Annotated in this window: 21 protein-coding genes; 9 read left to right on the plus strand and 12 right to left on the minus strand. The window is 74.5% G+C overall.

The genetic code is table 11. The annotated features are described in order from the left end of the window. Window positions 1–110: 110 nt before the first annotated feature. The 4 genes from infB to rimP all read right to left on the minus strand — a co-directional run bounded on the left by infB (window position 111) and on the right by rimP (window position 5,178). Window positions 111–3,233 carry a translation initiation factor IF-2 gene (gene infB / locus ACFYSC_RS03540; protein ID WP_389955984.1) on the minus strand — a complete coding sequence of 1,041 codons (3,123 nt, stop codon included), beginning with the start codon at window positions 3,231–3,233 and terminating at the stop codon, window positions 111–113. Window positions 3,234–3,375: 142 nt separating this feature from the next. Beyond that, window positions 3,376–3,678 carry a YlxR family protein gene (locus ACFYSC_RS03545; RefSeq protein ID WP_389955988.1) on the minus strand — a complete coding sequence of 101 codons (303 nt, stop codon included), beginning with the start codon at window positions 3,676–3,678 and terminating at the stop codon, window positions 3,376–3,378. Then, window positions 3,662–4,666, minus strand: a complete 1,005-nt coding sequence (gene nusA, locus ACFYSC_RS03550; RefSeq protein WP_362928147.1) for a transcription termination factor NusA — start codon at window positions 4,664–4,666, stop codon at window positions 3,662–3,664. The genes ACFYSC_RS03545 and nusA overlap by 17 nt, the downstream gene beginning before the upstream one ends. An 11-nt stretch (window positions 4,667–4,677) precedes the next feature. Then, window positions 4,678–5,178 (minus strand): ribosome maturation factor RimP, encoded by a 501-nt coding sequence (gene rimP, locus ACFYSC_RS03555; protein WP_362928145.1) that lies wholly within the window; start codon window positions 5,176–5,178, stop codon window positions 4,678–4,680. A gap of 153 nt (window positions 5,179–5,331) precedes the next feature. Between rimP and ACFYSC_RS03560 the strand changes: the two genes are divergently transcribed. The 4 genes from ACFYSC_RS03560 (at window position 5,332) to ACFYSC_RS03575 (ending at window position 7,288) form a co-directional block, all read left to right on the plus strand. Further along, window positions 5,332–5,901, plus strand: coding sequence for a hypothetical protein (locus ACFYSC_RS03560; protein ID WP_389955990.1), 570 nt, complete (start codon window positions 5,332–5,334; stop codon window positions 5,899–5,901). Continuing rightward, the gene (locus ACFYSC_RS03565) at window positions 5,898–6,476 is read left to right on the plus strand and encodes a ferritin-like domain-containing protein (RefSeq protein WP_389955992.1); all 579 of its coding nucleotides are present in this window, start codon (window positions 5,898–5,900) and stop codon (window positions 6,474–6,476) included. Before ACFYSC_RS03560 ends, ACFYSC_RS03565 begins: the two co-directional genes overlap by 4 nt. Window positions 6,477–6,654: 178 nt before the next feature. After that, window positions 6,655–6,843 (plus strand): DUF4236 domain-containing protein, encoded by a 189-nt coding sequence (locus ACFYSC_RS03570; protein ID WP_362928139.1) that lies wholly within the window; start codon window positions 6,655–6,657, stop codon window positions 6,841–6,843. A 247-nt stretch (window positions 6,844–7,090) separates the two neighbouring features. Continuing rightward, on the plus strand, window positions 7,091–7,288 hold the full coding sequence (locus tag ACFYSC_RS03575) for a CDGSH iron-sulfur domain-containing protein (RefSeq protein ID WP_389955996.1): 198 nt from the start codon (window positions 7,091–7,093) through the stop codon (window positions 7,286–7,288). Here ACFYSC_RS03575 and ACFYSC_RS03580 read toward each other — a convergent pair. The 5 genes from ACFYSC_RS03580 to ACFYSC_RS03600 all read right to left on the minus strand — a co-directional run bounded on the left by ACFYSC_RS03580 (window position 7,235) and on the right by ACFYSC_RS03600 (window position 13,006). Continuing rightward, complete coding sequence (locus ACFYSC_RS03580) at window positions 7,235–8,287, minus strand: glycosyltransferase (RefSeq protein WP_389955999.1); 1,053 nt, start codon at window positions 8,285–8,287, stop codon at window positions 7,235–7,237. The genes ACFYSC_RS03575 and ACFYSC_RS03580 overlap by 54 nt on opposite strands. Further along, window positions 8,284–9,405 (minus strand): iron-containing redox enzyme family protein, encoded by a 1,122-nt coding sequence (locus tag ACFYSC_RS03585; RefSeq protein WP_389956001.1) that lies wholly within the window; start codon window positions 9,403–9,405, stop codon window positions 8,284–8,286. The genes ACFYSC_RS03580 and ACFYSC_RS03585 overlap by 4 nt, the downstream gene beginning before the upstream one ends. Window positions 9,406–9,470: 65 nt before the next feature. Further along, the gene (locus ACFYSC_RS03590; RefSeq protein WP_389956003.1) at window positions 9,471–10,202 is read right to left on the minus strand and encodes a class I SAM-dependent DNA methyltransferase; all 732 of its coding nucleotides are present in this window, start codon (window positions 10,200–10,202) and stop codon (window positions 9,471–9,473) included. Window positions 10,203–10,442: 240 nt separating this feature from the next. Next, a complete protein-coding gene (locus tag ACFYSC_RS03595; RefSeq protein ID WP_389956006.1) occupies window positions 10,443–12,185 on the minus strand; it encodes a proline--tRNA ligase in 1,743 nt (580 codons plus the stop codon). A 176-nt stretch (window positions 12,186–12,361) separates the two neighbouring features. Further along, entirely contained in the window at window positions 12,362–13,006 is a 645-nt protein-coding gene (locus ACFYSC_RS03600; protein WP_389956008.1) for a hypothetical protein, read from the minus strand. 302 nt (window positions 13,007–13,308) lie between these two features. On the opposite strand from ACFYSC_RS03600, the gene ACFYSC_RS03605 reads away from it, so the two are divergent. Continuing rightward, window positions 13,309–14,613 carry an FAD-dependent oxidoreductase gene (locus ACFYSC_RS03605; protein WP_389956010.1) on the plus strand — a complete coding sequence of 435 codons (1,305 nt, stop codon included), beginning with the start codon at window positions 13,309–13,311 and terminating at the stop codon, window positions 14,611–14,613. A 175-nt stretch (window positions 14,614–14,788) separates the two neighbouring features. Continuing rightward, window positions 14,789–15,961, plus strand: coding sequence for a DUF6986 family protein (locus ACFYSC_RS03610; protein WP_389956013.1), 1,173 nt, complete (start codon window positions 14,789–14,791; stop codon window positions 15,959–15,961). A 91-nt stretch (window positions 15,962–16,052) separates the two neighbouring features. Here ACFYSC_RS03610 and ACFYSC_RS03615 read toward each other — a convergent pair whose 3' ends face one another. The 3 genes from ACFYSC_RS03615 to ACFYSC_RS03625 form a co-directional block, all read right to left on the minus strand. Then, window positions 16,053–16,727, minus strand: a complete 675-nt coding sequence (locus ACFYSC_RS03615) for a copper homeostasis protein CutC (RefSeq protein WP_389956016.1) — start codon at window positions 16,725–16,727, stop codon at window positions 16,053–16,055. A 78-nt stretch (window positions 16,728–16,805) separates the two neighbouring features. Then, on the minus strand, window positions 16,806–17,516 hold the full coding sequence (locus tag ACFYSC_RS03620) for a GNAT family N-acetyltransferase (RefSeq protein WP_389956019.1): 711 nt from the start codon (window positions 17,514–17,516) through the stop codon (window positions 16,806–16,808). A gap of 453 nt (window positions 17,517–17,969) precedes the next feature. Continuing rightward, window positions 17,970–18,716 carry a GntR family transcriptional regulator gene (locus ACFYSC_RS03625; protein WP_362928117.1) on the minus strand — a complete coding sequence of 249 codons (747 nt, stop codon included), beginning with the start codon at window positions 18,714–18,716 and terminating at the stop codon, window positions 17,970–17,972. 92 nt (window positions 18,717–18,808) lie between these two features. Here ACFYSC_RS03625 and ACFYSC_RS03630 point away from each other — a divergent pair, with 92 nt between their 5' ends. From ACFYSC_RS03630 to ACFYSC_RS03640, 3 genes are all read left to right on the plus strand, one after another. After that, the gene (locus ACFYSC_RS03630) at window positions 18,809–19,204 is read left to right on the plus strand and encodes a hypothetical protein (RefSeq protein ID WP_389956023.1); all 396 of its coding nucleotides are present in this window, start codon (window positions 18,809–18,811) and stop codon (window positions 19,202–19,204) included. A 448-nt stretch (window positions 19,205–19,652) separates the two neighbouring features. Further along, on the plus strand, window positions 19,653–20,279 hold the full coding sequence (locus ACFYSC_RS03635) for a flavin reductase family protein (protein WP_362928113.1): 627 nt from the start codon (window positions 19,653–19,655) through the stop codon (window positions 20,277–20,279). A gap of 230 nt (window positions 20,280–20,509) precedes the next feature. Then, window positions 20,510–23,956: a BTAD domain-containing putative transcriptional regulator gene (locus tag ACFYSC_RS03640; protein WP_389956026.1), complete on the plus strand. Its 3,447-nt coding sequence runs from the start codon at window positions 20,510–20,512 to the stop codon at window positions 23,954–23,956. Window positions 23,957–23,998 lie beyond the last annotated feature (42 nt).

Raw genomic sequence — 23,998 nt, forward strand, 5'->3', positions numbered from 1 at the left:
GAACGTCGTCGTGCCGCCGGCGGGAGCGGGACCGCCCGCCGGCCGGTGGCCCTCGCCCACGAGGGGCGGGGCCTTCCGGCCGACGGGCGGCCCGTCACCGGACCGGGACATCAGACGCGCGGCTTCTCCCGCATCTCGAACGTCTCGATGACGTCGTCGATCTTGATGTCGTTGTAGCCGACTCCGATACCGCACTCGAAGCCCTCGCGGACCTCGGTCGCGTCGTCCTTGAACCGGCGCAGCGAGGAGACCGTGAGGTTGTCGGAGATGACGACCCCGTTGCGGATGAGCCTCGCCTTGCTGTTCCGGACGATCGTGCCCGAGCGGACCAGCGTACCGGCGATGTTGCCGATCTTCGGCACCTTGAAGACCTCGCGGACTTCGGCGGTGCCCATCTGGACCTCTTCGAACTCGGGCTTGAGCATGCCCTTGAGGGCCGCCTCGATCTCCTCGATCGCCTGGTAGATGACCGAGTAGTAGCGGATGTCGACGCCCTCGCGCTCGGCCAGGTCGCGCGCCCGGACCTCCGGACGCACGTTGAAGCCGATGATGACGGCGTTGTCGTCGGCGACGGCCAGGTTGACGTCGTACTCCGTGATGGCGCCGACGGCGCGGTGGAGCACCCGCAGGCGCACCTCGTCACCGACGTCGATCTTGAGCAGGGCGTCCTCGAGAGCCTCGACCGAACCGGAGACGTCACCCTTGATGATGAGCTTGAGCTCGTCGACCTGGCCCTTCTCCATCTCGCTGAAGAGCTCTTCGAGGGTGCGGCGACGGCCGGACCTGGCCATGTCCGCGGTGCGCTTGCGCGCCGCCCGCTGCTGGGCGATCTGACGCGCCATGCGGTCGTCGGTGACGACGATGAAGTTGTCACCGGCGCCCGGCACCGCGGTCAGGCCGAGGACCTGGACCGGACGCGACGGACCGGCCTCGTCGATCGACATGCCGTTGTCGTCGAGCATCGCCCGGACGCGGCCGAAGGCCTCGCCACAGACGATCGAGTCGCCGACGTGGAGCGTGCCGCGCTGGACCAGCACGGTCGCGACCGGGCCGCGGCCCCTGTCGAGGTGCGCCTCGATGGCGACGCCCTGGGCGTCCATCGCGTCGTTGGCCCGCAGGTCGAGCTCGGCGTCCGCGGTGAGCAGGATGGCCTCGAGCAGGTTGTCGATGCCGGTCCCGTTCTTGGCGGAGATGTCGACGAACAGCGTGCTGCCGCCGTACTCCTCGGCCACCAGGCCGTACTCGGTGAGCTGGGCACGGACCTTGTTGGGGTCGGCGCCCTCCTTGTCGACCTTGTTGACCGCGACCACGACCGGAACCTCGGCCGCCTGGGCGTGGTTCAGCGCCTCGATGGTCTGCGGCTTCACACCGTCGTCGGCCGCGACCACCAGGACGGCGATGTCGGTGACCTTGGCACCGCGGGCACGCATGGCGGTGAACGCCTCGTGACCCGGGGTGTCGATGAAGGTGATCCTCCGGTCTTCGCCCTCGTGCTCGGCGGAGATCTGGTAGGCGCCGATGTGCTGGGTGATGCCACCGGCCTCCCGCGCCACCTCGTTGGTGTGCCGGATCGCGTCGAGCAGCTTGGTCTTACCGTGGTCGACGTGACCCATGACGGTCACCACCGGCGGACGCGCGACCAGGTCGCCCTCGTCGCCCTCGTCCTCGCCGAACTCGATGTCGAAGGACTCGAGGAGCTCGCGGTCCTCCTCCTCCGGGCTGACCACGAGCAGGTTGTAGTCCAGCTCGGCGGCCAGGAGCTGCAGCGTCTCCTCGTTGACCGACTGCGTGGCGGTCACCATCTCGCCCAGGTGCAGCATGATCTGCACCAGGGACGCCGGGTTCGCGCCGATCTTGTCGGCGAAGTCCGCCAGGGAGGCGCCGCGCGACAGCCGGATCGTCTGGCCGTTGCCGCGCTGGACCTGCACGCCGCCGATCGCCGGGGCCTGCATGTTGTCGAACTCCTGGCGCCTCTGGCGCTTGGACTTGCGACCGCGGGTCGGGCGTCCGCCCGGACGGCCGAAGGCGCCCGCCGTGCCGCCACCGCGGCCACGGCCACCGCCGCCACCGGGACGGCCGGCGAAACCGCCGCCACCGCCACCGGGACCGCCGGTGCCGACGCCGGGACGGCCACCGCCGCCACCGGGACGACCGGCGAAACCGCCGCCGCCCGGACGGCCACCGCCGCCACCGGGACGGCCCGCACCGCCACCGGGACGGCCACCGCCGCCACCGGGACGACCGGCACCGCCGCCGCCGGGACCGGCGGGCCGGCCCTGGGGCATCATCATCGGGCTGGGACGCGGACCGCCGGGACGCGGGCCAGCGACACCGCCGCCGCCACCCGGGCGCGGACCACCCGCGCCGGGGCCCGGACGGGGACCGGCGGCGCCGGCCGGGCCGGGGCGGGGCCCCGGACGCGGTCCGGCGCCGTCACGCTGCCCCTGCTCGCGGGGACCGCCGTCACGCGGGCCCGGACGCGGGCCGCGGTCGCCCGGACCGCCGTCACGGCCACCGGGACGCGGCGGACGGGCCTGGCCCATGCCGCTGGCGTTCGAGGAGAACGGGTTGTTGCCGGGACGCGGGCCACGCGGGCCCGGACGCGGGCCGGGCTTGGGACCGCCGGCGCCGGCGCCGGCGCCGGAACGCGGAGCCGAGGGTGCGCCGCCGGGACCGCCGGTGGGGCGGCCCTCCGGACGCGCGGCCTCGGGACGCGGGCCCTGGCTGGGACGCGGACCCGGACGCGGACCCGGCCGGGGGCCGGACGCCGGACGCGTGGCCTCGGGCCGGGGCGCCTCGAACCGCGGCGGCTGGACCGCCGAGGGCGGAGGCTGCTGCTGCTGAGGCTGGGAGACCTGCGGGGCCTCCGGAGCCTGCGGCGCCTCAGCCGCGGGGGCCGCGGGACGGGCCACGGGGCCGGGCCGCGGACCCGGCTTGGGAACGGGTCCCGGCCTGGGACCCGAGGATCGCGGCGCCGCGGGGGCGCCGGTTCCGGCCTGGCCATCGGCCGGCCGGGGTGCCGCCTGCGGCGGCCTGGACGGCCTGTTGCCGCCCCTGTCGGACGACCCCTTGACGGGACCGCCCAAAGCTTCGGTGAGCCGACGGACCACCGGCGCCTCGATGGTCGAGGACGCCGAACGCACGAACTCGCCCATCTCCTGGAGCTTGGCCATGACGACCTTGCTCTCAACGCCGAACTCCTTGGCGAGCTCGTATACCCGGACCTTCGCCACTGCACTCCCTTACTCGGCCCGGGAGGCACAGCCGCCGGACCGTCGTTACGTAGACGTACTCATCGCCGCATGCTCATCAGGCGCTCATAGCTATCTGACCAGCCCATCAACTCGGCGTCCTACATGACAGTTGGCAACCATTTCACCCGTTCCTTTCGGAGTGGAGCCCTTCCAGGTGAGCCCGTACCGGCGACGGGTCGAGCGGTCCCGCGGCGCGAAACGCCCGCGGAAACGCCCGCCGCCGCTCGGCGAGCTCCAGGCAGCTCAGGGAGGGGTGCAGTGAAGCACCACGCCCGTGCAGCCGTCTTCGCAGGTCGGGGACGATGACGCCCTCGACCGCCACCAGGCGGAGCAGCTCGGAGGAAACCGTGCGAACCCGGCACCCCACACACGTTCGCAGTGGGGTGGCCTGGTCACCATATTCCAGCTTACCGCGTGGGCGCATCTGCGGAACCGGCCGCCTCCCCCGTCTGGGTATCGGGCCGGATGTCGATGCGCCACCCGGTGAGGCGATTGGCCAACCGGGCGTTCTGCCCTTCCTTGCCGATCGCCAGGGAGAGCTGGTAGTCCGGCACGGTCACGCGAGCGGCACGCCCCTCGCTGTCGATCACCTCGACATGCGAAACACGCGAGGGCGACAGGGCATTCCCGACGAACTCGGCCGGATCCTCCGACCAGTCGATGATGTCGATCTTCTCGCCGTGGAGCTCGGCCATCACGTTGCGCACCCGCGAGCCCATCGGGCCGATGCAGGCGCCCTTGGCGTTGATCCCGGGCCGCCGGGAGCGGACCGCGATCTTCGTACGGTGGCCCGCCTCGCGGGCGATGGCCGCGATCTCGACGGTGCCGTCGGCGATCTCCGGCACCTCCAGGGCGAACAGCTTCTTCACCAGACCCGGGTGGGTGCGCGACAGGGTCACCGAGGGGCCCTTGGGGCCCTTCTTGACCTGCACGACGTAGCAGCGGAGGCGCTCGCCGTGGACGTACTCCTCGCCGGGCACCTGCTCGTTGTGCGGCAGGACGGCCTCGATCTTGCCGAGGTCGACCAGGACGACCCGCGGGTCCTTGCCCTGCTGGATCACCCCGGCCACCAGCTCGCCCTCGCGGCTGGCGAACTCGCCGAAGTTGATCTCGTCCTCGGCGTCCCGGAGCTGCTGCAGGATGACCTGCTTGGCGGTGGTCGCGGCGATGCGGCTGAAGTTGCCCGGGGTGTCGTCGTACTCCCGGACCACCTGGCCGCCGTCGTCCAGCTCGGCGGCGTAGATGGTCACGTGCCCGGTCTTGCGGTCGAGCTCGGCGCGGGCCTTGGCCGCCGCCCCCTCGCTCCGGAAGTAGGCGATCAGCAGCGCGTCCTCGATGGCCTTGACGACCAGGTCGAAGGAGATGTCCTTCTCCCGCTCCAGGCTGCGCAGGACGCTCATGTCGATGTCCACGAGGCTCCCCCTTAGCCCTCGTCGCCGTCTTCGCCGTCGTCTTCGGCGTCGTCGAACCGGCGGAACTCCACCTGCACCCGTCCTCGGGCCAGGTCCTCGTACCCGACGCGGCGCGGTGTCCCCGCCACGTCGAGCTCCACGCCGGTCTCGTCGGTGGCGACGATCCGGCCCTCCATGCTCGTGCCGTCCCGCAGGTCGGCCTTGACCAGCCGGCGCACCGCCCGGCGCCAGTGGCGCGGCTCGGTGAGCGGGCGGTCGACCCCGGGAGAGGAGACCTCCAGCACGTAAGGGGTGCTTCCCATCACGTCCCCGGCGTCCAGGGCCTCGGAGACGGCCTGGCTGACCTCGGCGACGTCGTCCAGGCTGACGCCGCCGTCGCGATCGACGACGACACGCAGCAGGCGCCGCTTGCCCGCCGGAGTGACCGTGACGTCCTCCAGGTCGAGCCCGGAGGCGAGGGCGACGGGTTCCAGAAGCTTCATCAGGCGGTCGCGGGATGTGGCGCTGCCCATGCCGACCTCCCATTTTCACGATCTACAGCCGGGCGGACCTCGCCCTTGCGGTTCACAAGCCTATCCACATCAGGGCGCGGAAGAAGCGCCACTCGGCGCGGCGAGCCAGCCCGAGAGGCGCGGTGAATGGTTTCCCAGCCCTTACGATGCTAGATGCGTCAGCAGCTCATCCGTACCCGGAGGTCGTCCGTGCGTTCCCTGTCCCGGCGTGACCTGCTGCGGGACACCGCCGCCGGGGCCGCCGCCGCGGCGGTCGCCGTGACGGCCGCCGGATGCGCCGAGGAGCCCGAGCACCAGCGCGCCGAGCCTCCCGACCCGGAGACCGTGCTGCTCAGGCAGCTGATCGCCGACAAGGAGCGGATCATCGGGCTGTACGCCTCGGCCTCCTCCGCCAAGCTCCTGCCCTTCAGGCGGCGGCACGAGGCCCACCTCGCCGAGCTGCGCCGGAGGCTTCCCCCCGCCGCCCGCGGCGCCGGGGCCTCCGCGACCCCGGCGCCCTCCGGAGACGCCGCCGCGCCGCCTGGGCCGTCTGAGCCCTCCGCTTCCGGGACGCCCGCGCCGGAGCCCCGCGCCTCCCTGCGGAGCCTGCGGACCGCCGAGCGGAAGGCCGCCGGCTCGCGCCCCCGGCAGGCCGAGGGCGCCTCACCCGCGCTGGCCCAGCTGGTCGCCTCCATCGGCGCCTGCGAGGCCGCCCACGCCGTGGCCCTGGGGAGGCCGCTGTGAGGGCCCGGGACACCGCGCGGAACGCGGGACCGGCCGGGGCCCCGGCGCTCACGGGACTCACGGGGGCCGCGGGGTTCACGGGAGCCGCGGGCGCGGTCGCGCCGGCCACCCCGGCCCCCGGAGCCGGCGGGGGGCTCGGCACGGCGCTGGCGGCCGAGCACGCCGCCGTCTACGCCTACGGGGTCCTCGCCGCGCGGGCCGAGGGCTCGCTGCGCTCCGTCATGACCGCCGCCTTCAACGCCCACCGCGCCCGCCGGGACCGGCTCCGCGCCATGATCATCGAGCGCGGCGGCACCCCGGCCGAGCCCGACGCGAGCTACCGGTTGCCCGCCGTCCCCTCCACCTCCGCCCAGTTGACGGACCTGGCCGTGTCGGTGGAGCGGGGGGTGACCGCCGCCTACATCGAGACCGTCGCGTCCGGTGACCCGGCCGTCCGGCGGATGGCCGCCCTGGCCGTGCAGGAGTGCGTGGTGCGGGCGTACGGCCTGCGCCCGGAGATCGAGACGTTCCCCGGCATGCCCGCCCCCGCGCCCTCCTCCCCCGCCGCCACCCCGACGCCGCCCCCGCCGTCCTGAATTCGTGCCCCCGTGCACGTGGCCCGGGGCCTCCGGGCGGCTCGGCATGGACGTCCGGCGCGGCCCGGGACCGCGAGACCCGTCCGGCGCGGACGTCCGGCGCGGTCCGGGATCGAGAGATCCGTTTGCCGTTCTCCAGACGGGTAGCTGAAAGGAGCAGACGGTCAAGGAGGAAGCAATGGGCTGGCAATACCGGAAGTCACTGAAGTTCGGTCCGTTCCATCTCAACCTGTCGCGCGGCGGCGTCGGGCACAGCTGGGGCAACCGGGCCTTCCGCGTCACGAAGACCGCCGACGGCAGGAAGACGGTGACCGTGCACCTCCCCGGCGGGTTCCACTGGCGCAAGACCCTCAGCGGCTCCCGCTGAACCGTGCCCGTCCGGGCGGTGCGCGACGTCCCGCGCACCGCCCGGACGCACGAGACGTCTCACATGTCGCCCGGACGGGCACACGGCGTCCTCCGCCACGCCCGGACGGGCACGACGTCCCACGCGTCGCCCGGACGGCCACGCGGGACCTCCCGCCGCCGGACGGGTCGCGGCGTTTCCCCCCTCTTCCCGGGGGCACAGTCGCCACGTGATGGATAAAACGGACATAGGGGATGACCGTGTCACGGTGACCCCGTGCGAGGACGGGCCGCTGCTGCTGCGGGGCCCGTTCGTCATCACCACCCAGGACGGAGCCGTCATCGACCCCGGCCGGTCCACGGTGGCGCTGTGCCGCTGCGGGCGCTCGGCGGCCAAGCCCTTCTGCGACGGCTCACACCGGCCCGCCCGCTTCCGCGCCCCGAGCGAGCCCGACCCGCCCGCCTGACGGCGCCCCGGCCGGCCCGGCGGCCCTGATCCGCCGGACCGAGTGCGCCGCCGTCCGCATCCGGCGGCCCGCGTACGGCACGCCGCCGAAGAACAGCCGCGCCGCGAGCGCCAGCCAGGCGCAGACCGCCCGCTCCAGCAGCCACACCGGCGCGAACAGCGCCGCGGAGAAGGGGAAGATCCGCCGCCCTCCGGCCCGGCGGCGGCCGGTCTCGGCGACCCCCACCGCCAGCCCGGCGCAGATGAGGACCGTCCCGTACCGGCGGCGCGACAGCGCGGCGGCCAGCGCGGGCAGCACGGACAGGAACGCCGCCAGCCGGACGGGCTGCGCGAGGTCGTCGTAGGCCTGCCGGACGCGCTGGGACCAGAACCGCGCCGGGTCGGGCGGCAGCCGGCGGACGTACAGACCCCGCGGACTGCACTCCCGCCCGCCGTGGACGCGGACCGTGCGGATGAGTTCGAGGTTCTCGAACAGCACGTCCCCGTCGTAGCCGCCCATCTCGTGGAAGACCGACCGGCGCACGCCGAAGGTGCCGGGGTAGTCGGCGCCGAAGGCACGGTTGAGGAGGGTCCGGGCGGTGTCCCAGCGGGCGTGCCAGGGCAGCGGGTCGAAGTGGTTCTGCGGCCTGACCAGATCGGCCCGCCCGAGCAGGACGCCGATCGCGGCCAGCTCGGCCTCGCCGTAGCGCACGTCGTCGTCGGCGATGACCACGCGCTCGGCACGGGCCCGGCGCATCCCGGTGATCACCCCGTTGACCTTGCCGTTGACGAAGGCGAGGTCGTCGTCGGGCCGGAGGTGCTCGGCGATCCCGGCCCAGACGGCGGCGTGCCGCTCGAAGACCGGAGACGGGGAGCCGTCGACGACGATGACCCGCGCGTGGCGGGCGAGCAGGCGTAGGTAGTCCGTCAGCTCCGCCAGGCCCGCCTCGTCACCGTCGTCCCAGCGCAGCGGCAGGACGTAGTCGAGGCCGGGGGCCTTCGCCGGGCCCGCGTCCGTCATCGGCCGCTCACCGCCAGCCCGGTCCCGTCACGCGCGGTCCCGTCACGCGCGGTCCCGTCACGCGCGGTCCCGTCACGCGCGGTCCCGTCACGCGCGGTCCCGTCACGCGCGGTTCTGCGCGGTCCGGCCTCGCGCAGTGAGGTGACCCCGCGCTCCCAGCTTCCCAGGAGGTGCTCGGCGAAGAGCCGGTCCAGGGCGAGGGCGCACGCCGCGCCGTACAGGACGTCGGCGGCCAGGCCGGGATGTTCTGCGGCGAACGCGCCGCACATGTCGTGCGCGGCGATCTGCTCGTGGACCGCGTCGGCCTGCACGTGCTCGTCGTAGAAACGGCAGGCCGCGTCGTCGCCCCCGAGGCGGCGGAGTCCCCGGGCGTACCTGCGGTTGGGGACCGAGGAGGTCATCTCGAAGGCGGCGAGGTGGCCCAGCAGCGCGCCCCGGTGCCGCCGGTGCAGCCCGAACAGCGAGATGACGTTGCCGGTCGCCAGCGTGACCGCCGGCACCCGGTCGAGGTGGGCGCCGTAGGAGTCGTCCAGGCCGAGCCCGCGCATCGTGGCCCCGAACAGCTCCGAGTGCATGCGCCCGGGGCGGCCCGCGCCGTACTCGTCGGCCTGGATCTCCACGAGGGCGGCCTTGGCCGCACCGCGCAGCCGCGGGATCGCCCAGGTATGCGGGTCGGCCTCCTTGAGGTGGTAGACGGAGCGGTGGACGACGAACTCGCGGAACCGCTCCAGGTCGGCCCGCCGTTCCAGGAACGCCGCCAGTGACGGGCCGCCGTCGGCGGCGGCCACCAGCCCGGCCAGCGCCCGGCGCATGCGCGCGGGCGTCCCCGCCGGTACGGCGGGCGGCCGCGGCACGGCCTCCGCGAGGCCCGCCTCGAACCGCCGTTCCAGCGTCCGCCGGACCGCCAGCAGCGACGGCTCCCACTCCCAGTCCTCGGCCACCTCGTCGAATCCCTGATAGTGCAGCTCGTAGCAGGCGAAGAGGGCGAGCTGGAGGTCCTCGTCCCCGAGGGGCGGTCCTCCCGCGGGCTCCGGCGCCGGGCCGAGGTCGTGCGGCGGCCGGGCCAGCCGGTCGAAGAGGAAGCCGGTGAGGGGCCCCCGAGGGGCGGGTAGCTGCATTTCTCGGAACTCCAGGGCGGTGCGGGTACGGCGGTGACGGGGCTCGGGGACGCGGCGGGTCCGGCTCAGCGCCGGTAGACCGACACGTGCCCCCGGCTGTCGCCGGTGAACGGAGTGGCCCGCCAGTCGGACCAGCGGTGTTCGAGCCGCATGCCCGCCAGGCGTGCCATGAGGTCGAGTTCGGCGGGCCAGGCGTAGCGGTGGTTGGCGGGCAGCAGCCGGATCCCGCCGGAGGTCAGGACGATCTTGGTGGTGTGCATCATCTGGTCGGCGGGCGACAGCCGGGCCGCCTCGGCCACCACCCCGTCCTCACGCAGCGACACCAGCCGCAGCGCCGTGCCGTGGTGGAACGCCCCCACGTCGGGCACCCACGCCTCGACCACGAACCGGCCGCCGGGCACGAGGTGGGCGGCGGCGTTGCGGAAGCAGTCGACCTGGGCGTCCTGCGAGGGCAGCGCGTAGATCGTGTTGTAGGCGAGGACGACGAGGCCGAACTCGCCGTCGACCCGGGTGGTGGAGAAGTCGCCCAGCGTCACCGGGACGCGGTCGCCGCCGGGCTTGGCCCGCAGTACCGCCGTCATCTCGGCCGAGCCGTCGATCCCCGCGACGGTGAGCCCCCGGGCGGCCAGCGGCAGGGCCAGCCGGCCGGTGCCGACACCGAACTCCAGGACGGCCCGGCCCTCCGCCAGTTCCTGCAGCCGGTCCACCGCCGGCTCGGTGGGCAGGTGCGTCGCGACCTCGTCGTAGACGTCGGCGGCGGCGCGGCCGTAGGCGGAAGGGTCGAACTCCTGCACCATGCGTCCCCCACCCCCCTGAATGACAAAAAGGGCTTTCCCCCCATAAGCCCACAAAAACCCCCGCGGCCGGTCCGGATGACGGACCGGGCGCGGGGGCTTCCGGATGTACGGGGACCCGGACGCGGAGACTCGGAACGCGCGGGGAACCAGATGCGGAGACGCCTGACGTTCCGGATGCGGAGGCTCCACATCCGGAACCCGGCCCCCTGGACCTACGCGCGGGGACTCAGGCGCGGGGACTCAGGCGCGGCAGGCGGCCTCGACGCGGTCGGCGGCCTCGGCGAGGGGGATCTCCTCCTTCGCGCCGGTGGCGCGGTCGCGCAGCTCGACGACGCCCTGGGCCAGGCCGCGGCCGACGATCAGGATCGTCGGCATGCCGAGCAGCTCGGCGTCCTTGAACTTCACGCCCGGGGAGACCCCCGCGCGGTCGTCCAGCAGGACCCGCAGGCCGCGCGCCTCCAGCTCGGCGGCGATCCGGCCGGCGACCTCGATCTGGTCGTCCTTGCCGGTGCCGACGACGTGGACGTCGGCCGGAGCGATCTCGCGGGTCCAGCGCAGCCCCAGCTCGTCGTGGCGCTGCTCGGTCAGCACGGCCAGTGCGCGGGAGACGCCGATGCCGTAGGAGCCCATGGTGATGCGGATCGGCTTGCCGTCGGGGCCGAGGGCGTCGAGCTTGGCGGCGTCGGCGTACTTGCGGCCGAGCTGGAAAATGTGGCCGATCTCGATGCCGCGGTCGATGGACAGGCCGGAGCCGCAGACCGGGCAGACGTCGCCCGCCCGGACCTCGGCGGCCTCGATCGTGCCGTCGGCGACGAAGTCGCGCCCGGCGACGACGTTCACGGCGTGCCGCCCCGGCTCGTTGGCACCGGTCACCCACGCGCTGCCGTCGACCACGCGGGGGTCGACGAGGTAGCGGATGCCGAGGTCCTTGAGCACCTGGGGGCCGATGTAGCCGCGGACCAGGCCGGGGTGCTTCGCGAAGTCCTCGGCCTCGAAGATGGCGGGCTCGCCGGGGGCGAGCGCCGCCTCCAGGCGCTTGAAGTCGACCTCGCGGTCGCCGGGCACCCCGATCACCAGGGTCTCGGTCTTGTCGGAGCCGGGCGTCGTGACCTTGACCACGACGTTCTTGAGCGTCCGGTCCGCGGTGACGTCCAGGCCGTGGTGGGTGTTGAGATGCGCGACCAGCGTCTCGATGGTCGGGGTGTCAGGAGTGTCGAGGACCTCCATGGCGGGCCGCTCACCGGTGACCGCGGCCGGGGCCGGGGTGGTGACCGCCTCGGCGTTGGCGGCGTAGCCGCAGCTGTGGCAGGACACGAAGGTGTCCTCGCCGGTCACGGCGGGGGCGAGGAACTCCTCGGAGGCCGAGCCGCCCATCGCGCCGGAGGTGGCGAAGCAGATGCGGTAGTCGATGCCGAGCCGGTCGAAGATGCGGATGTAGGTCTCGCGGTGCCGCTCGTAGGAGCGCTTGAGACCGTCGTCGTCGAGGTCGAAGGAGTAGGAGTCCTTCATGACGAACTCGCGGCCGCGCAGGATCCCGGCCCGGGGGCGGGCCTCGTCGCGGTACTTCGTCTGGATCTGGTACAGCGTCACCGGATAGTCCTTGTAGGAGGAGTACTCCCCCTTGACCATGTCGGTGAACATCTCCTCGTGGGTGGGCCCGAGGAGGTAGTCGGCGCCCTTGCGGTCCTTGAGGCGGAAGAGCAGGTCGCCGTACTCGGTCCAGCGGCCGGTGTTCTCGTAGTACTCGCGCGGCAGCAGCGCGGGGAAGAGGACCTCCTGGCCGCCCATGCGGTCCATCTCCTCGCGCACGACGCGCGCGACGTTCTCCAGGACCATCTTGCCGAGCGGCAGCCAGGAGTAGATGCCGGGCGCGACGCGGCGGACGTATCCGGCGCGGACGAGCAGCTTGTGGCTCGGGACCTCCGCGTCTGCCGGGTCGTCCCTCAGAGTTCGAAGAAACAGCGACGACATGCGCAGCAGCACGGCTACTCCTACCTAGCGGGGATCGAATGGCTACAGGCTATCGAGTCGCGCAACCGGGTTGCCGGTCATCCGGCGTTCTCCGGCGCCTCTCTGGGGCCGCGGGCGGGGCCGCGGCCCGGAGGCACGTGACGCGGAGGAACGCGGCGCGGGCTCAGGCCCGAGTCGCACAGCGCGGCTCAGAGGAACGCGGCGCAGACGGCCACCATGGCGACCGCCACCGCGGCCGAGCGGGCGCGGCCCCACCCGCGACGGGTCGTGACGAGCAGGCCCAGCGCCAGCACCCCGACGACCGCCGCCTTCCACGGCCAGAAACCCGCGATGTACTCCGGCCCGCCGGGCAGCGCCTTGTCCAGGCCGTCGAGCGCGACGAGCCCGGCCAGCACGCCGCCCGCCAGGTCGCCCCACCGGGTTCCGCGCCGGGCGAGGTGGGCCAGGACTCCCATCACGACCAGGACGGCCACCGTGATGTTCAGGCCCTCCGCGCCGCCCGCGCCCAGGAACATGGCGCCGGGGTCGAAGACCGTGGCGGCCAGCAACGACAGCAGCGGGCCGAAGGTGGCCAGCGCGCAGCTCAGCACCGCCCAGCCGAGACCGGCTGCGGTGTACCCCGCCACGACGACGAGCAGCACGTAGGCGTAGGGCTCGTAGAACGCGTCCAGCGGGCTGTGCGCGTACGACAACACCGCGCCCAGGGTGCCGAGCAGCATCCCCACGAGGAGCGACAGCACCATGTGCAGCACGATGCCGCGCTGCCGGCGGTCGATCTCCGCGCAGTCCACCTCCGCGCAGTCGTACTCGAAGGTCGGTTCAAGACGTGCCACAGATCCCCCGATCATCACGCGCTCGTGGCCTTGGAAAGCATATGTGACCTGCAAGAATGCACAAAATTCCACCAAGCGCCGTTAAACCGGGAAAGCTCCCTGCGGCGCCGCTCCCCGCCGGCTCCGCCGGAACGCCTTCCGCCTCCCCGGCGGGCCGCTCTGGCGGCGACGGCTCCGGTGGTACAGAGTCGGGGGTGAGAGCCGTCGATACGGTCGTCGCCGACGAGGGGCCGCCGCCCCGGGCCTCCCGGTCCGCCGGGGGCGGGCCCCGCGCCCGCGACGTCCGACGCCGAGGAGGCCGCGTGTCACTGCGAGTGGCGATTGTCGGGTCGGGCCCCGCCGGGATCTACACCGCCGAGGCGCTGACGAAACAGGCCGGAGCCGGGGTCGAGGTGGACGTCCTGGAACGGCTGCCCACGCCGTACGGCCTGGTCCGGTACGGCGTGGCCCCCGACCACACCTCCATCAAGTCGATCGCCGGGTACCTGCGCCGGGTGCTGGAGCTGCCCAACGTCCGGTTCCTGGGCGGCGTCGAGTTCGGCCGGGACGTGGGCGCCGCCGACCTGCTCGGCTGCTACGACGCCGTGGTCTACTGCACCGGCGCGATGGTGGACCGCCGGATGGGGATCCCCGGCGAGGACCTTCCGGGCAGCGTGGCGGCCACCGACTTCGTGAACTGGTACTGCGGCCACCCCGACATGCCGGCCGACCGGTTCGTCCTCGACTGTCCCGAGGTCGCGGTGGTCGGCGTGGGCAACGTGGCGGTGGACGTGGTGCGGATCCTGGCCAAGACCGCCGAGGAGCTGCGTGCCACGGACGTGCCGGAGGAGGTGCTGTCCCGCCTGGCGGGCAGCCGGGTCAGGACCGTCCACATGATCGGCCGCCGCGGCCCCGAGCACGCCAAGTTCACCCTCAAGGAGCTGCGGGAGCTGGGCGGGCTGGCCAACGCCGACGTGTGCGTGCGGCCGGAGGAGGCGGTGGCCGACGTCACGGGCCTGCCGCGGCAGGTTCGGGGCAACGTCGAGGTGCTGCGGGACTGGGCCGCCCGCGGGCCGGCGGGCCGTCCCCGGCGGCTGGAGGTGCGGTTCTGGATGCGCCCGGTGGAGATCGTCGGGGAGGACCGGGTGACGGGCCTGCGGCTGGAGCGCACCCGCCTGGAAGGGGGCCGGGTCGTGGGCACCGGCGAGTTCGAGACCCTCCCGGTGGGCATGGTGCTGCGCTCGGTCGGCTACCGCAGCGTCCCGCTGCCGGGCGTGCCGTTCTCCGAGGAGACCATGACCGTGCCGAACGAGGCCGGGCGGGTCCGCGACCGCGAGTACGTCGCGGGGTGGCTCAAGCGCGGGCCCACCGGGGTGATCGGCACCAACAAGTCCGACGCCGCCGAGACGGTCCGCACCCTCCTCGCCGACCTCGCCGGCCTCGCCCGCGACCCGGTACGGCGCGGCGACGTCGACGCCCTGCTGGCCTCCCGGGGCGTCTCCCCGATCACCTACCGGGAGTGGCTGGCCATCGAGGCGGCCGAGGCGGAGCTGGCACGGAGCCTGGGACGCGGCGAGCGCGTCAAGCTCCTGGGCCTGGCCGCCATGCTCACCGCGTCGGGCCGCTGAGCCGTACGGCGGGCGTGTCCACCCGGAGCCGCCTCGGGCCGCCGAGCCGTACGGCGGGCGTGTCCACCCGGAGGGCGTCCGGCGCGTCCACTTTCGAGCACGTTTCTGAGCACTTCTCTGAGCACGTCCGAACGACCCCCCGAACGCCCGTCAAGCACCACGAGGAGCGACCCCCATGCGCGTCACGCTCGGCGACCCGCTGGCCCTGATACCCGGCTTCGAGCGGGCCCACCGCGAGCAGACGGCGACCTACCCCCCTTCGGAGGTGGAGTGGCAGCCGGTGCACACCGTCTACGTGCCCGCCGACCGCTTCGACGCGGGCACGGTCGCGGCCTGGGGCGAGGCCGCGCTGGACCTGATGCGCCGGCACCTGTCCAGGAAGGACACGGCCCGTTTCTTCGAGATGCACGAGCAGACGGCCAGGGCCGTGCACGAGAGGGTGACGGCGAAGCTCGCCGCCGAACCGGTCGAGGACCTGCGGATCGACTTCGAGGACGGCTACGGCGGGAGCCCCGCCGAGGAGGACGGCCACGCCGTCCGGGCCGCCGAGGCGGTCGCCGTCATGCACGCCGGTGGAACGCTCCCCCGCCGGTGGGGGCTGCGGGTGAAGTCGTTCGCCGACGGCGACCCGGTCAGGAGCGTCCGGACGCTGGACGCCTTCCTCACCGGGGTGGTCGAGCGGGCGGGCCTGCTGCCCCCGGGGTTCGTGGTGACCTTCCCCAAGGTGCTGATGCGGGACTACCTGGAGCAGTTCACCGCCTGCCTCGCCGCCCTGGAGAAGGGGCTGGGGCTGGGTGAGGGCGAGCTGCGGTTCGAGATGCAGGTCGAGGCCGTCCAGACGCTGCGGTTCCTCGACGCCGGGCTCGTCGCCGCGCTCGGCGGCAGGCTGGCCGCCGCGCACTTCGGCGTCTTCGACTACACGGCGAGCTGCTCGCTGCCCCCGCACGAGCAGCGGCTGGACCACCCCGCGTGCGACCACGCCCGCCAGGTCATGCGGGCGGCGTTCGCCGGGACCGGGGTGGAGCTGTCGGACGGCTCGCTGGCCGCCGCGCCCGCCTCCGACGACCGGTACGCCGTGCGCAACCTGTGGTGGCGGCACGTGAGCCTGATCCGGCACTCCCTGGCGGACGGCTTCTACCAGGGCTGGGACATGCACCCGGCGCACCTGGTCAGCCGCTACGTCGCGGTCTACCACTTCCACCTGTCCCGCTACGACGAGTACCTCGGGCGGGTGCGGGCCTGGGAGGAGCGGCGCGCGGCCGAGGGCGGGACGCTGGAGGAGCCCGCCACGATCAGGACCGTGGCCGCCGCCCTGCGCCGCGCCGACCTGGCCCTCGGGAACGCCTGACCCCGTGCCCGGCCCCGCCCGTCCGTGAGGGGCCGGAGGGAGTAGGAGGGGGACCGTACGGCGGACCGGCCGGCCCGCCGTACGACGGGCGTCAGTCGATCAGCGCCCGCCACCGGCGGACACGGTCCGGGTCCACCGGGTCGGACCACGACGCCCGTACGGCGCTGCCGACGTGGAAGGCCCGCACGCCGTACTCCAGGAGCGCCGGGACGTGGGACGGCCGCAGCCCGCCGCCCGCCATGATCAGCGGCCCGTCCCCGGCGGAGCAGCGGGCCCGGATGATCTCCAGGCCGTCTCCCACGCCGCCGGGGGCGCCCGAGGTGAGCACGGTGGCGAGGTTGGGCAGCAGCCGCACGGCCCGCCAGCCCGCCCTGACGTCGGCCGCGTGGTCGACGGCCCGGTGGAAGGTCCACGGCAGCGGCGCGACGGCGTGGATGAGCGCCTCGGTGGCGGCCAGGTCGACCGCCCCGGCGGCGTCGAGGAAACCGAACACGAACCCGGCCGCGCCCGCGTCGGCGAGGGCCCGGGCGTCGCGCCGCAGGCCCTCCAGCGACTCGGGCGTGGCCAGGAACGACGCCTCACCGCGCAGCATGACCATCTGCGGCAGCGCGCACTCCTTGGAGATCGCGGCGACCGTCTCCGCCGCCGGGGTGAGCCCGTCGGCGGCCATATCCGCCACGATCTCCAGGCGGTCGGCACCGCCCTCCTCCGCGGCGACGGCGTCGCGGACGTCGAGGGCGATCACCTCAAGCAAGGATCCGGTCATGGAGTGAGGCTATCGGATGACTTTGTCCTGGGATCGCCTTGGTTCAGCGGCGCCGTTCCGGAGACGGTCCGTGATCTCTCATCGACGGCTCCTGACGATCGACGGCGAGCCGCCGTCCTCCGCGCCCGCCACGACGGGCTCGGCCGGGACGGTCAGCGGGCCGGTCAGCGGGCCGCGGAGGTCGGCGAACGGCAGCGCGCCGGCGAGGGCGTCGCCGCGCAGGCCGCCCGCCCTCTGGAACAGCGCCCCGGAGGCGCGGTGCGGCAGGTCCACCGTGCGCAGGTGGGTGAAGCGCTGGCCGCGGTAGTACCGCTGGAGTCCGGGGTTGTCCTTGGAGCAGTCGAGGCGCAGCCACCTGCGGCCCGTCGCCAGCACCCTCAGGCCCGCCCAGTCGAGCAGGGCCTGCCCCAGGCCGAGCCCGGCGTAGGCGCGGGAGACGGACAGCTTGTGGACGTAGAGCGCCGCCTCGGGGACGTCCCCGGCGGTCCAGAACTCGGGGTCGGCGTGGCCGTCCAGGGCGAGGGTGGCCGCGGGACCGGCCTCGCCCTCCTCACCGCCTTCGGCGCCTTCGCCGTCGAGCACGTACATGGTTCCCTCCTCGATCAGCGGGCTGATGCGCTCGGCCGGGAATCCCCCGGCGGGCCACTGCCGCACACCGCGGCGGTTGAGCCAGCCGGCGGTCTCGGCCAGGAGCGCGAGCACGCCCGCGAGGTCGCTTCCGTCCGCCCGGCGCAGGGTGAGACGGGTGGTGGTGGTGGGGTGGGTGGGGCGAGCGGTGCCGGAGTGCATGGTGCATCCCTTCGTTGCGATGGGTGAATGAGTGGACACGGAAAGTGCCGGTCCGATGGCGTACGGCGACCGTGTCCGGCCAGGCGGAACGCCTAGGGGTCGAAGACGCGTAAGGGGAACGCGGAGGGGGGCCGGGAACGGGCTCCGGCGGAGACGCGCCGGCTGCGGCGCCCGGGAGGACGGTGGCCCTCGGGGACGGACCGGCCGCGCCCGGAACCGGGACGGCGGCGGCGGCCGGGGAGTCCGAGCCGGTGGTGGTCCGGGAAGGCGAACCGGTGGTGGTCCGCGTGAACGGGACGGCGACGGGCCGGGCAGAGGAGCCGGTGGTGGTCCATGGGGCCGTGCGCGAGAGGAGCGAGAGGAGAGGGAACGCCGGGACCGCGGGCGCGGCCCGGTCCTCGCCCGTGGGGCGGGCGGGACTGGAGCCGCCCCGTCAGGGCGGTCACGGAGGCGTCAACGGCTTTCCAGTTCGTACCTGATCAGATGCTTGTCGGCGGGGAGCACGGACACCGCGACCCGTACCGGGGTGTCGGAGGGGTCGTAGCCGACCCGGACGTAGACGATGACCGGCGTGCCCTGCTGGAGCTGGAGCCGGTCCGCCTCCGAGCTGGTGGGCATGCGCGCCCAGATGTCATCGACGACCCGGACCTGGGGGTGGCCGAGCTCCTCCAGCACCCGGTTGCCTCCCCGGGTGATGTCGCCGGGGCGGGCGATCTCGGAGTCGGAGACCAGCTCCAGCGGGAAGTAGGAGTCGTTGGTGTTGTACGGCTGGCCGTCCACGAACCGCAGCCGGCGGCGGACCACGGCGTGCTCGTCGTCGGCCAGTTCCAGCCTGCTGGCGATCTCCTCGGCCGGCCGTACGATCGCGACCTCGATGTTCTGGCCGGGCGAGCGGCCCTCCTGGGAGACGGCCCAGGCGAACGCCTCGCGGGTCTCCCCCGGCTGGGGCCGCAGCTCGCGCTGGGGATGTATGAGCAGCGGACGGCGCTCCCTGACCACGGTCCCCCGGCGCGGGGTGCGGGTGACCAGGCCCTCGTTGACCAGCTCGCCCAGGGCGAGCCGCACGGTGTTCCGGCTCACCTGATGGGCCAGCATGAGCTCCGCCTCGGTCGGCAGCTGATCCCCCGGTCCGAGCGCACCGGAGTAGATGGTCCTCCTGAGCTCGGAGGCCACCTGCTGATACAGCGTTGACCGTGGCATTAAGTCCCCTTTGTGCCAACAAACTAGACGATCTGGTTCTAGCGGGAAACCGGCCCTTGACCCAACCTCCCGCAACCCGCATCATCCAATCGTTGGTACAAATCCATCGAAAGGTCGGCGAGGGGGTGAAGGTCCGGGTGTTGCCGGTCCCCGCGGACGCGCCATATGTGCCCTGGCGCGAACCCCGCGAGGCAACGCGTTCACTGCGCTACGCGCTGCATCGCCAGGGGTTCACCCACACCTACCAGAGCAACGGGAACGGGATGTCGGTCCTTTCGGTCCAGGCAGACCTGACCGTCTGGTGCAGAAGCGGGCTCTTCGTCTGGGACGAGGAAGGCCGCGAGACCTGCCACCCCGCCGACGATCCCGCGGGGGCGGCCCGCGTCATCTCCTTGCACTACCGGAGACCCGCGTCCGCCGCCCCCGTCCGGGAGAGGACGGGCTTTCGCGCCCCCGCCTCTCCCGTCGCCTACTCCGTGCGCGAGTGAACGGCCCGAGGACCCCAACCCTCGCCGGGGTCCTCGGGACGGCGCGCCGGAACGGGGCGCGTCCTGGCGGGTCCCCCACGCCCGCCAGGACGCGCATCCCACACCCCTCGCCGCGCCTCCTTCCGTCCCGCGCCCCCCTACCCCGGTGTCCCCGGTCACGGGTGTCCCGGCGTCGGCGTCCCCCGCTCCGGGCGTCCCCGCGGACACACCCGGTGAAGGCGTCCGCGGCACGGGTCCCCGCGCCGCGGACGGTCCCGGCCCGGTCATGCCGCCGTCCGCCCCGCCGTCCATGGCGGAGATCCGGAGGACCAGGCGAGCCCGGGGGGCCCGGCGCGCGTCCGGGGCCGCGGATGCGAACATGGGCTCCTACGCGACCCGGGCACCGGAGCCGGGCCGCCGCCCACGCGCCGCCCCCGAGGGACGCGGGGCCGGCCTCGACGGAGTCAGCATGCACAGCGGCCTTCCCCAGGACCCGCCAGGCGACCGGGACACGTCCCGCGACGCACCCGGCGGGACGCCCGGCCGGTGGGGCGCGCCCGGCGGCCCGGAGACGCACGGCGGCCCGCGAACGGCCGGAGGGGCGGGAAGCCGTCCGCGGGACGTCGACGAACGGCGGTTCCGCTCGGTGCTGGGTCACTTCGCCACCGGCGTGGTCGCCGTCACCGCGCTCGCCCCCGGCGGCCGCCCGCACGGCCTGGCCGTCGGCTCCTTCACCTCCGTCTCCCTCGAACCCCCGCTGGTGGCCTTCTGCGTGGGCAGGACCAGCACGAGCTGGCCGCACCTGCGGGCCGCCGACGTCCTGACGGTCAACGTGCTCGCCGAGCACCAGGGGCCGGTCTGCGACGCCCTGGCGGCCAGCGGCGGGGACAAGTTCGCCGGCCTGGACTGGACCCCCTCCCCCGCGGGCAACCCGGTGCTCGACGGGGCACTGGCCTGGATCGACTGCTCGGTCGAGGTCGAGTATCCCGCCGGAGACCACATGATCGTGGTCTGCCGGGTGCGCGACCTGGACGTCCACGCGAGCGGCGGGCCGCTGGTGTTCTTCCGGGGCCGCTACGGCGAGCTCCGCCCCTGACGCCCCTCCACCCCGGACACCTCCGGCCCCTGACGCCCTTCCGCCGCCGTCCCCACCCCGGACACCTCTCCGCCGGCGCTCCTCCATTCCGGGCACCCTCACCCCGGACGCCCTTCCGCCGACGTCCTCCACTCCGGACGGCCCTCCGCCGGCGCCCCTCCACCCCGGCCTCCGCGCCCCGATGTCCGCCACCGCTCCCGGCATCCGCGGAGGACGGGGACAATTGCCGGGTGCGATTCGGGATTCTGGGGACCACGCGGGCGTGGCGGGACGACGAGACCGAGGTGAACCTCGGTGGGCCCGCCAGGCGGGCGCTGCTGACCCTGCTGCTGGCCCGGCCCGGAGAGGCGGTGGCGGCCGACCGCCTCATCGACGACCTGTACGGCGAGCGGCCGCCGGACGGCGCCGGGCACGCCCTGCAGTCGCAGATCTCCCGGCTGCGCGGGGTCCTGGGTCCCGGCGCGGTGATCGAGGCGGCCCCGCCGGGCTACCGGCTCGCGGCCGGCCCCGGCGACGTGGACGCGCACCGTTTCGAGCGGCTGGCCGAAGAGGGACGGCGGGCGCTCGCGACCGGGGACCCGGCGCGGGCCGCCGCGCTGCTGCGCGAGGCCACGGACCTGTGGCGGGGCCCGGCGCTGGCCGACGCCGCCTCGGCCGGGTCCGTCCAGGCGCTGGTCACGCGGCTGGAGGAGCGCAGGCTGGGCGCGCTGGAGGATCGGATCGAGGCGGACCTGCGCCTGGGCGGGCACCGCTCCGCCGTACCGGAGCTGCGGGAGCTGGCGGACCGGCATCCCCTGCGGGAACGGCTGCGCGGCCTGCTCATGCGCGCCCTCGCGGCCGACGGCAGGCAGGCCGAGGCGCTCGTGGCCTTCGAGGAGACCCGGCGGCTGCTGGCCGACGAACTCGGCGCCGACCCCTCCGCCGGGCTGTCCGCGATCCACCGGTCCATCCTCCGGGGCGAGACGCCCGCCGCCCCCGGGCCGTCCACACCCACCGCGCCCACGACCGGCCCGCCCGCGTCCACCGCACCGGAGCCGTCCGCCCCCGCCGTGCCGGGGCCGCCCGCGCCCGCCGCATCCGGCCCCGTGCCCGGCCCGCCCGCCGCACCCGGCCCCGTCCTGCCCGCGCCGCCCGCGCAGCTGACGAACTTCGTCGGCCGCGCCGGAGACCTCGCCGAGGTGACCCGGCTGCTGGACTCCGCGCGTCTGGTCACCCTGCTCGGTCCCGGCGGCGCGGGCAAGACCCGCCTCGCGGTCGAGGCGGTGAGCGGCCGGTCCGGCGTCTGCTTCGTCGAGCTGGCGCCGTTGCGTGACGGCGCGGAGCTGCCGCGGGCTCTGCTCGGCGCGCTCGGACTGCGCGAGGGCGGGCTGCTCTCCGTACCGGCCGGGGCGACCCCCCTGTCCCGGCTGGCCGCGGCGCTGGCCGATCGGCCGCCGCTGCTGGTCCTCGACAACTGCGAGCACGTCGTCGCGGCCGTCGCCGAGCTGGCCGGGCGTCTGCTGGCCGCCTGCCCCGGGTTGCGCGTCCTGGCCACCAGCCGCGAACCGCTCGGCATCACCGGCGAGCACCTGTGGCCGGTCCGCCCGCTGGCGCCGGAGGAGGCCGCGCGCCTGTTCGTCGACCGGGCCGCGGCCGTACGGCCCGGCTTCGCCCGGAACGAGACCGGGAGCGAGGCCGGGACCGGAGCCGGAGCCGGGACTGCGACCGGGACCGGAAGCGGGATCGGGGCCGGGGCGGAGGCGGAGGCGGAGGCCGTGCGGCACGTCTGCGCGGCGCTCGACGGCCTGCCCCTGGCGATCGAGCTGGCCGCGGCGAGGACCCGCACCCACGACGTGACGGAGATCGCCGTCCGCCTGGACGACCGGTTCCGCCTGCTGACACGCGGCAGCCGCACGGCCGACGCCAGGCACCGGACGCTGCGCGCGGTCGTGGAGTGGAGCTGGGACCTTCTGAGCGAGGAGGAGCGGGTCGCGGCCAGGCGGCTGACGGTCTTCTCCGGCGGCGCGACCGCCCGCGCCGCCGGGCGCGTCTGCGGGATCGAGGACGCCGAGGACGTGCTCGACTCGCTGGCCGACAAGTCCCTTCTGGAGTCCGGCGGCGGGCGCTACCGCATGCTGGAGACGATCCGCGCCTACTGCGCCGAGCGGCTGGAGGAGGCCGGGGAGGCCGGGGCCGTACGGCGGGCGCACGCCGGCCACTTCCTGGACCTGGTCAGGGACACCGCGCCCGGCCTGCTGCGCGCCGGGCAGCTCCGCCGGATGGAGGTCCTCATCGCCGAGCACGAGAACCTCCACGCGGCGCTGCGCTGGGCCGTCGAGGCCGGGGAGATCGGGACCGGCCTGGGCCTCCTAGGGGCCATGTCCGGATATTTATGGATGCGCGGCATGCGTTCCTTGATGACGGCGCAGGCCGTCGCGCTGCTGGAGGCGATCGGATCCGACCCCGACCCGGCGTTCGGGGACGACTACGTCATGTGCGCGCTCACCGCCGCCGCCGGCGAGGCCGGCAGGGATGCGTGGGAGCGTCACCGAAGAGCCGCGGAGGCGATCGTCCTGCGTCCGGACCGGCCGCGGCGCAACCCGCTCGTCGCGTTCCTGTGGCCGATGCTCAACAGCGGCGGGTCCGGCGAGGACGTGGAGGCCGCCCTCACCGTGATCGGCCGTGGGCGGACCGCCCCCGACCCCTGGGAGCGGGCGGCCTCCCGCCTGGTCTGGGGCTACCCGCAGATGGTGACCGGTGACTTCGCCCAGGCCGAGCGGGACTTCACCGCTGCCGCCGACGCCTTCCGGGCGCTCGGCGACCGCTGGGGCAGGGCACTGGCCCTGGACGCGCTGGCGGGACTGGCCGGGTGGTGCGACGACCCGGTGCGGGCGATCGCGCTGACCGACGAGGCGCTGGCCCTCACCGAGGAGCTGGGAGCGGACGAGGACGCCTCGGACCTCCTGTGCAACCGGGGCGACCACCGGGTCCGCCTGGCCCGCTCCGCCGGATCCGAGTCCGTCCCCGTCCCCGGGTCCGGCGGTCACCGCTCCGCGGAGGGGCGGGCGGCCCAGGGCCCGCCGGACGGCGGACTCGACGGCGCGCGCGCCGACTACGCGCGGGCCGCCGAACTGGCCCGCCGCGCGGGCAGCCCCACCTGCCTGGCCGCCGCGCTGCGCGGTCTCGGCGACATCGCCCGGCTGGAGGGGGACCCGGCCGGAGCGCGGAGGCTGTACGAGGAGGCGCTGGAGCGCTTCGACCCGCACTGGGTCAGGAGCCTGAGCAACCGCGTGGGCACGCTCGTCGGGCTCGGCCGGGTCGAGGAGGGCCTCGGCCGGATCGCCGAGGCGCGGGCGCGGTACCGGCAGGCCGTCGAGCTGGCGGTGAGCGCGGGGCCGATTCCCGACGGCGCGCGGGCGGTGGAGTGCCTCGCCGGGGCCGCGCTGGCCGAGGGCGACGCCGCCGCGGCGGCCCGGCTGCTCGGCGCGGCCGCCGCGCTGCGCGGCGTCACGGCCGACGGGGACCCGGACGCGGCCGGGACGGCGGCCGCCGCGCGGGACGCGCTGGGCGAGCGGGCGTACGAGGCGGCCCACCGCGAGGGGCTGCGGCTGGCTCCGGACGAGGCGCTGCGCCTGGCCGGGGTCTCCGAGCACGTCATCCGCTCCTCGCCGGTCCTCGGCTCCGCCTCCGAGGACTGAGACCGAGGGCCGGGGCTGAGACCGAGGGCCGGGGCTGAGGGC

The sequence above is a fragment of the Streptosporangium sp. NPDC004379 genome (assembly GCF_042873875.1).
Lineage (GTDB): Bacteria > Actinomycetota > Actinomycetes > Streptosporangiales > Streptosporangiaceae > Streptosporangium.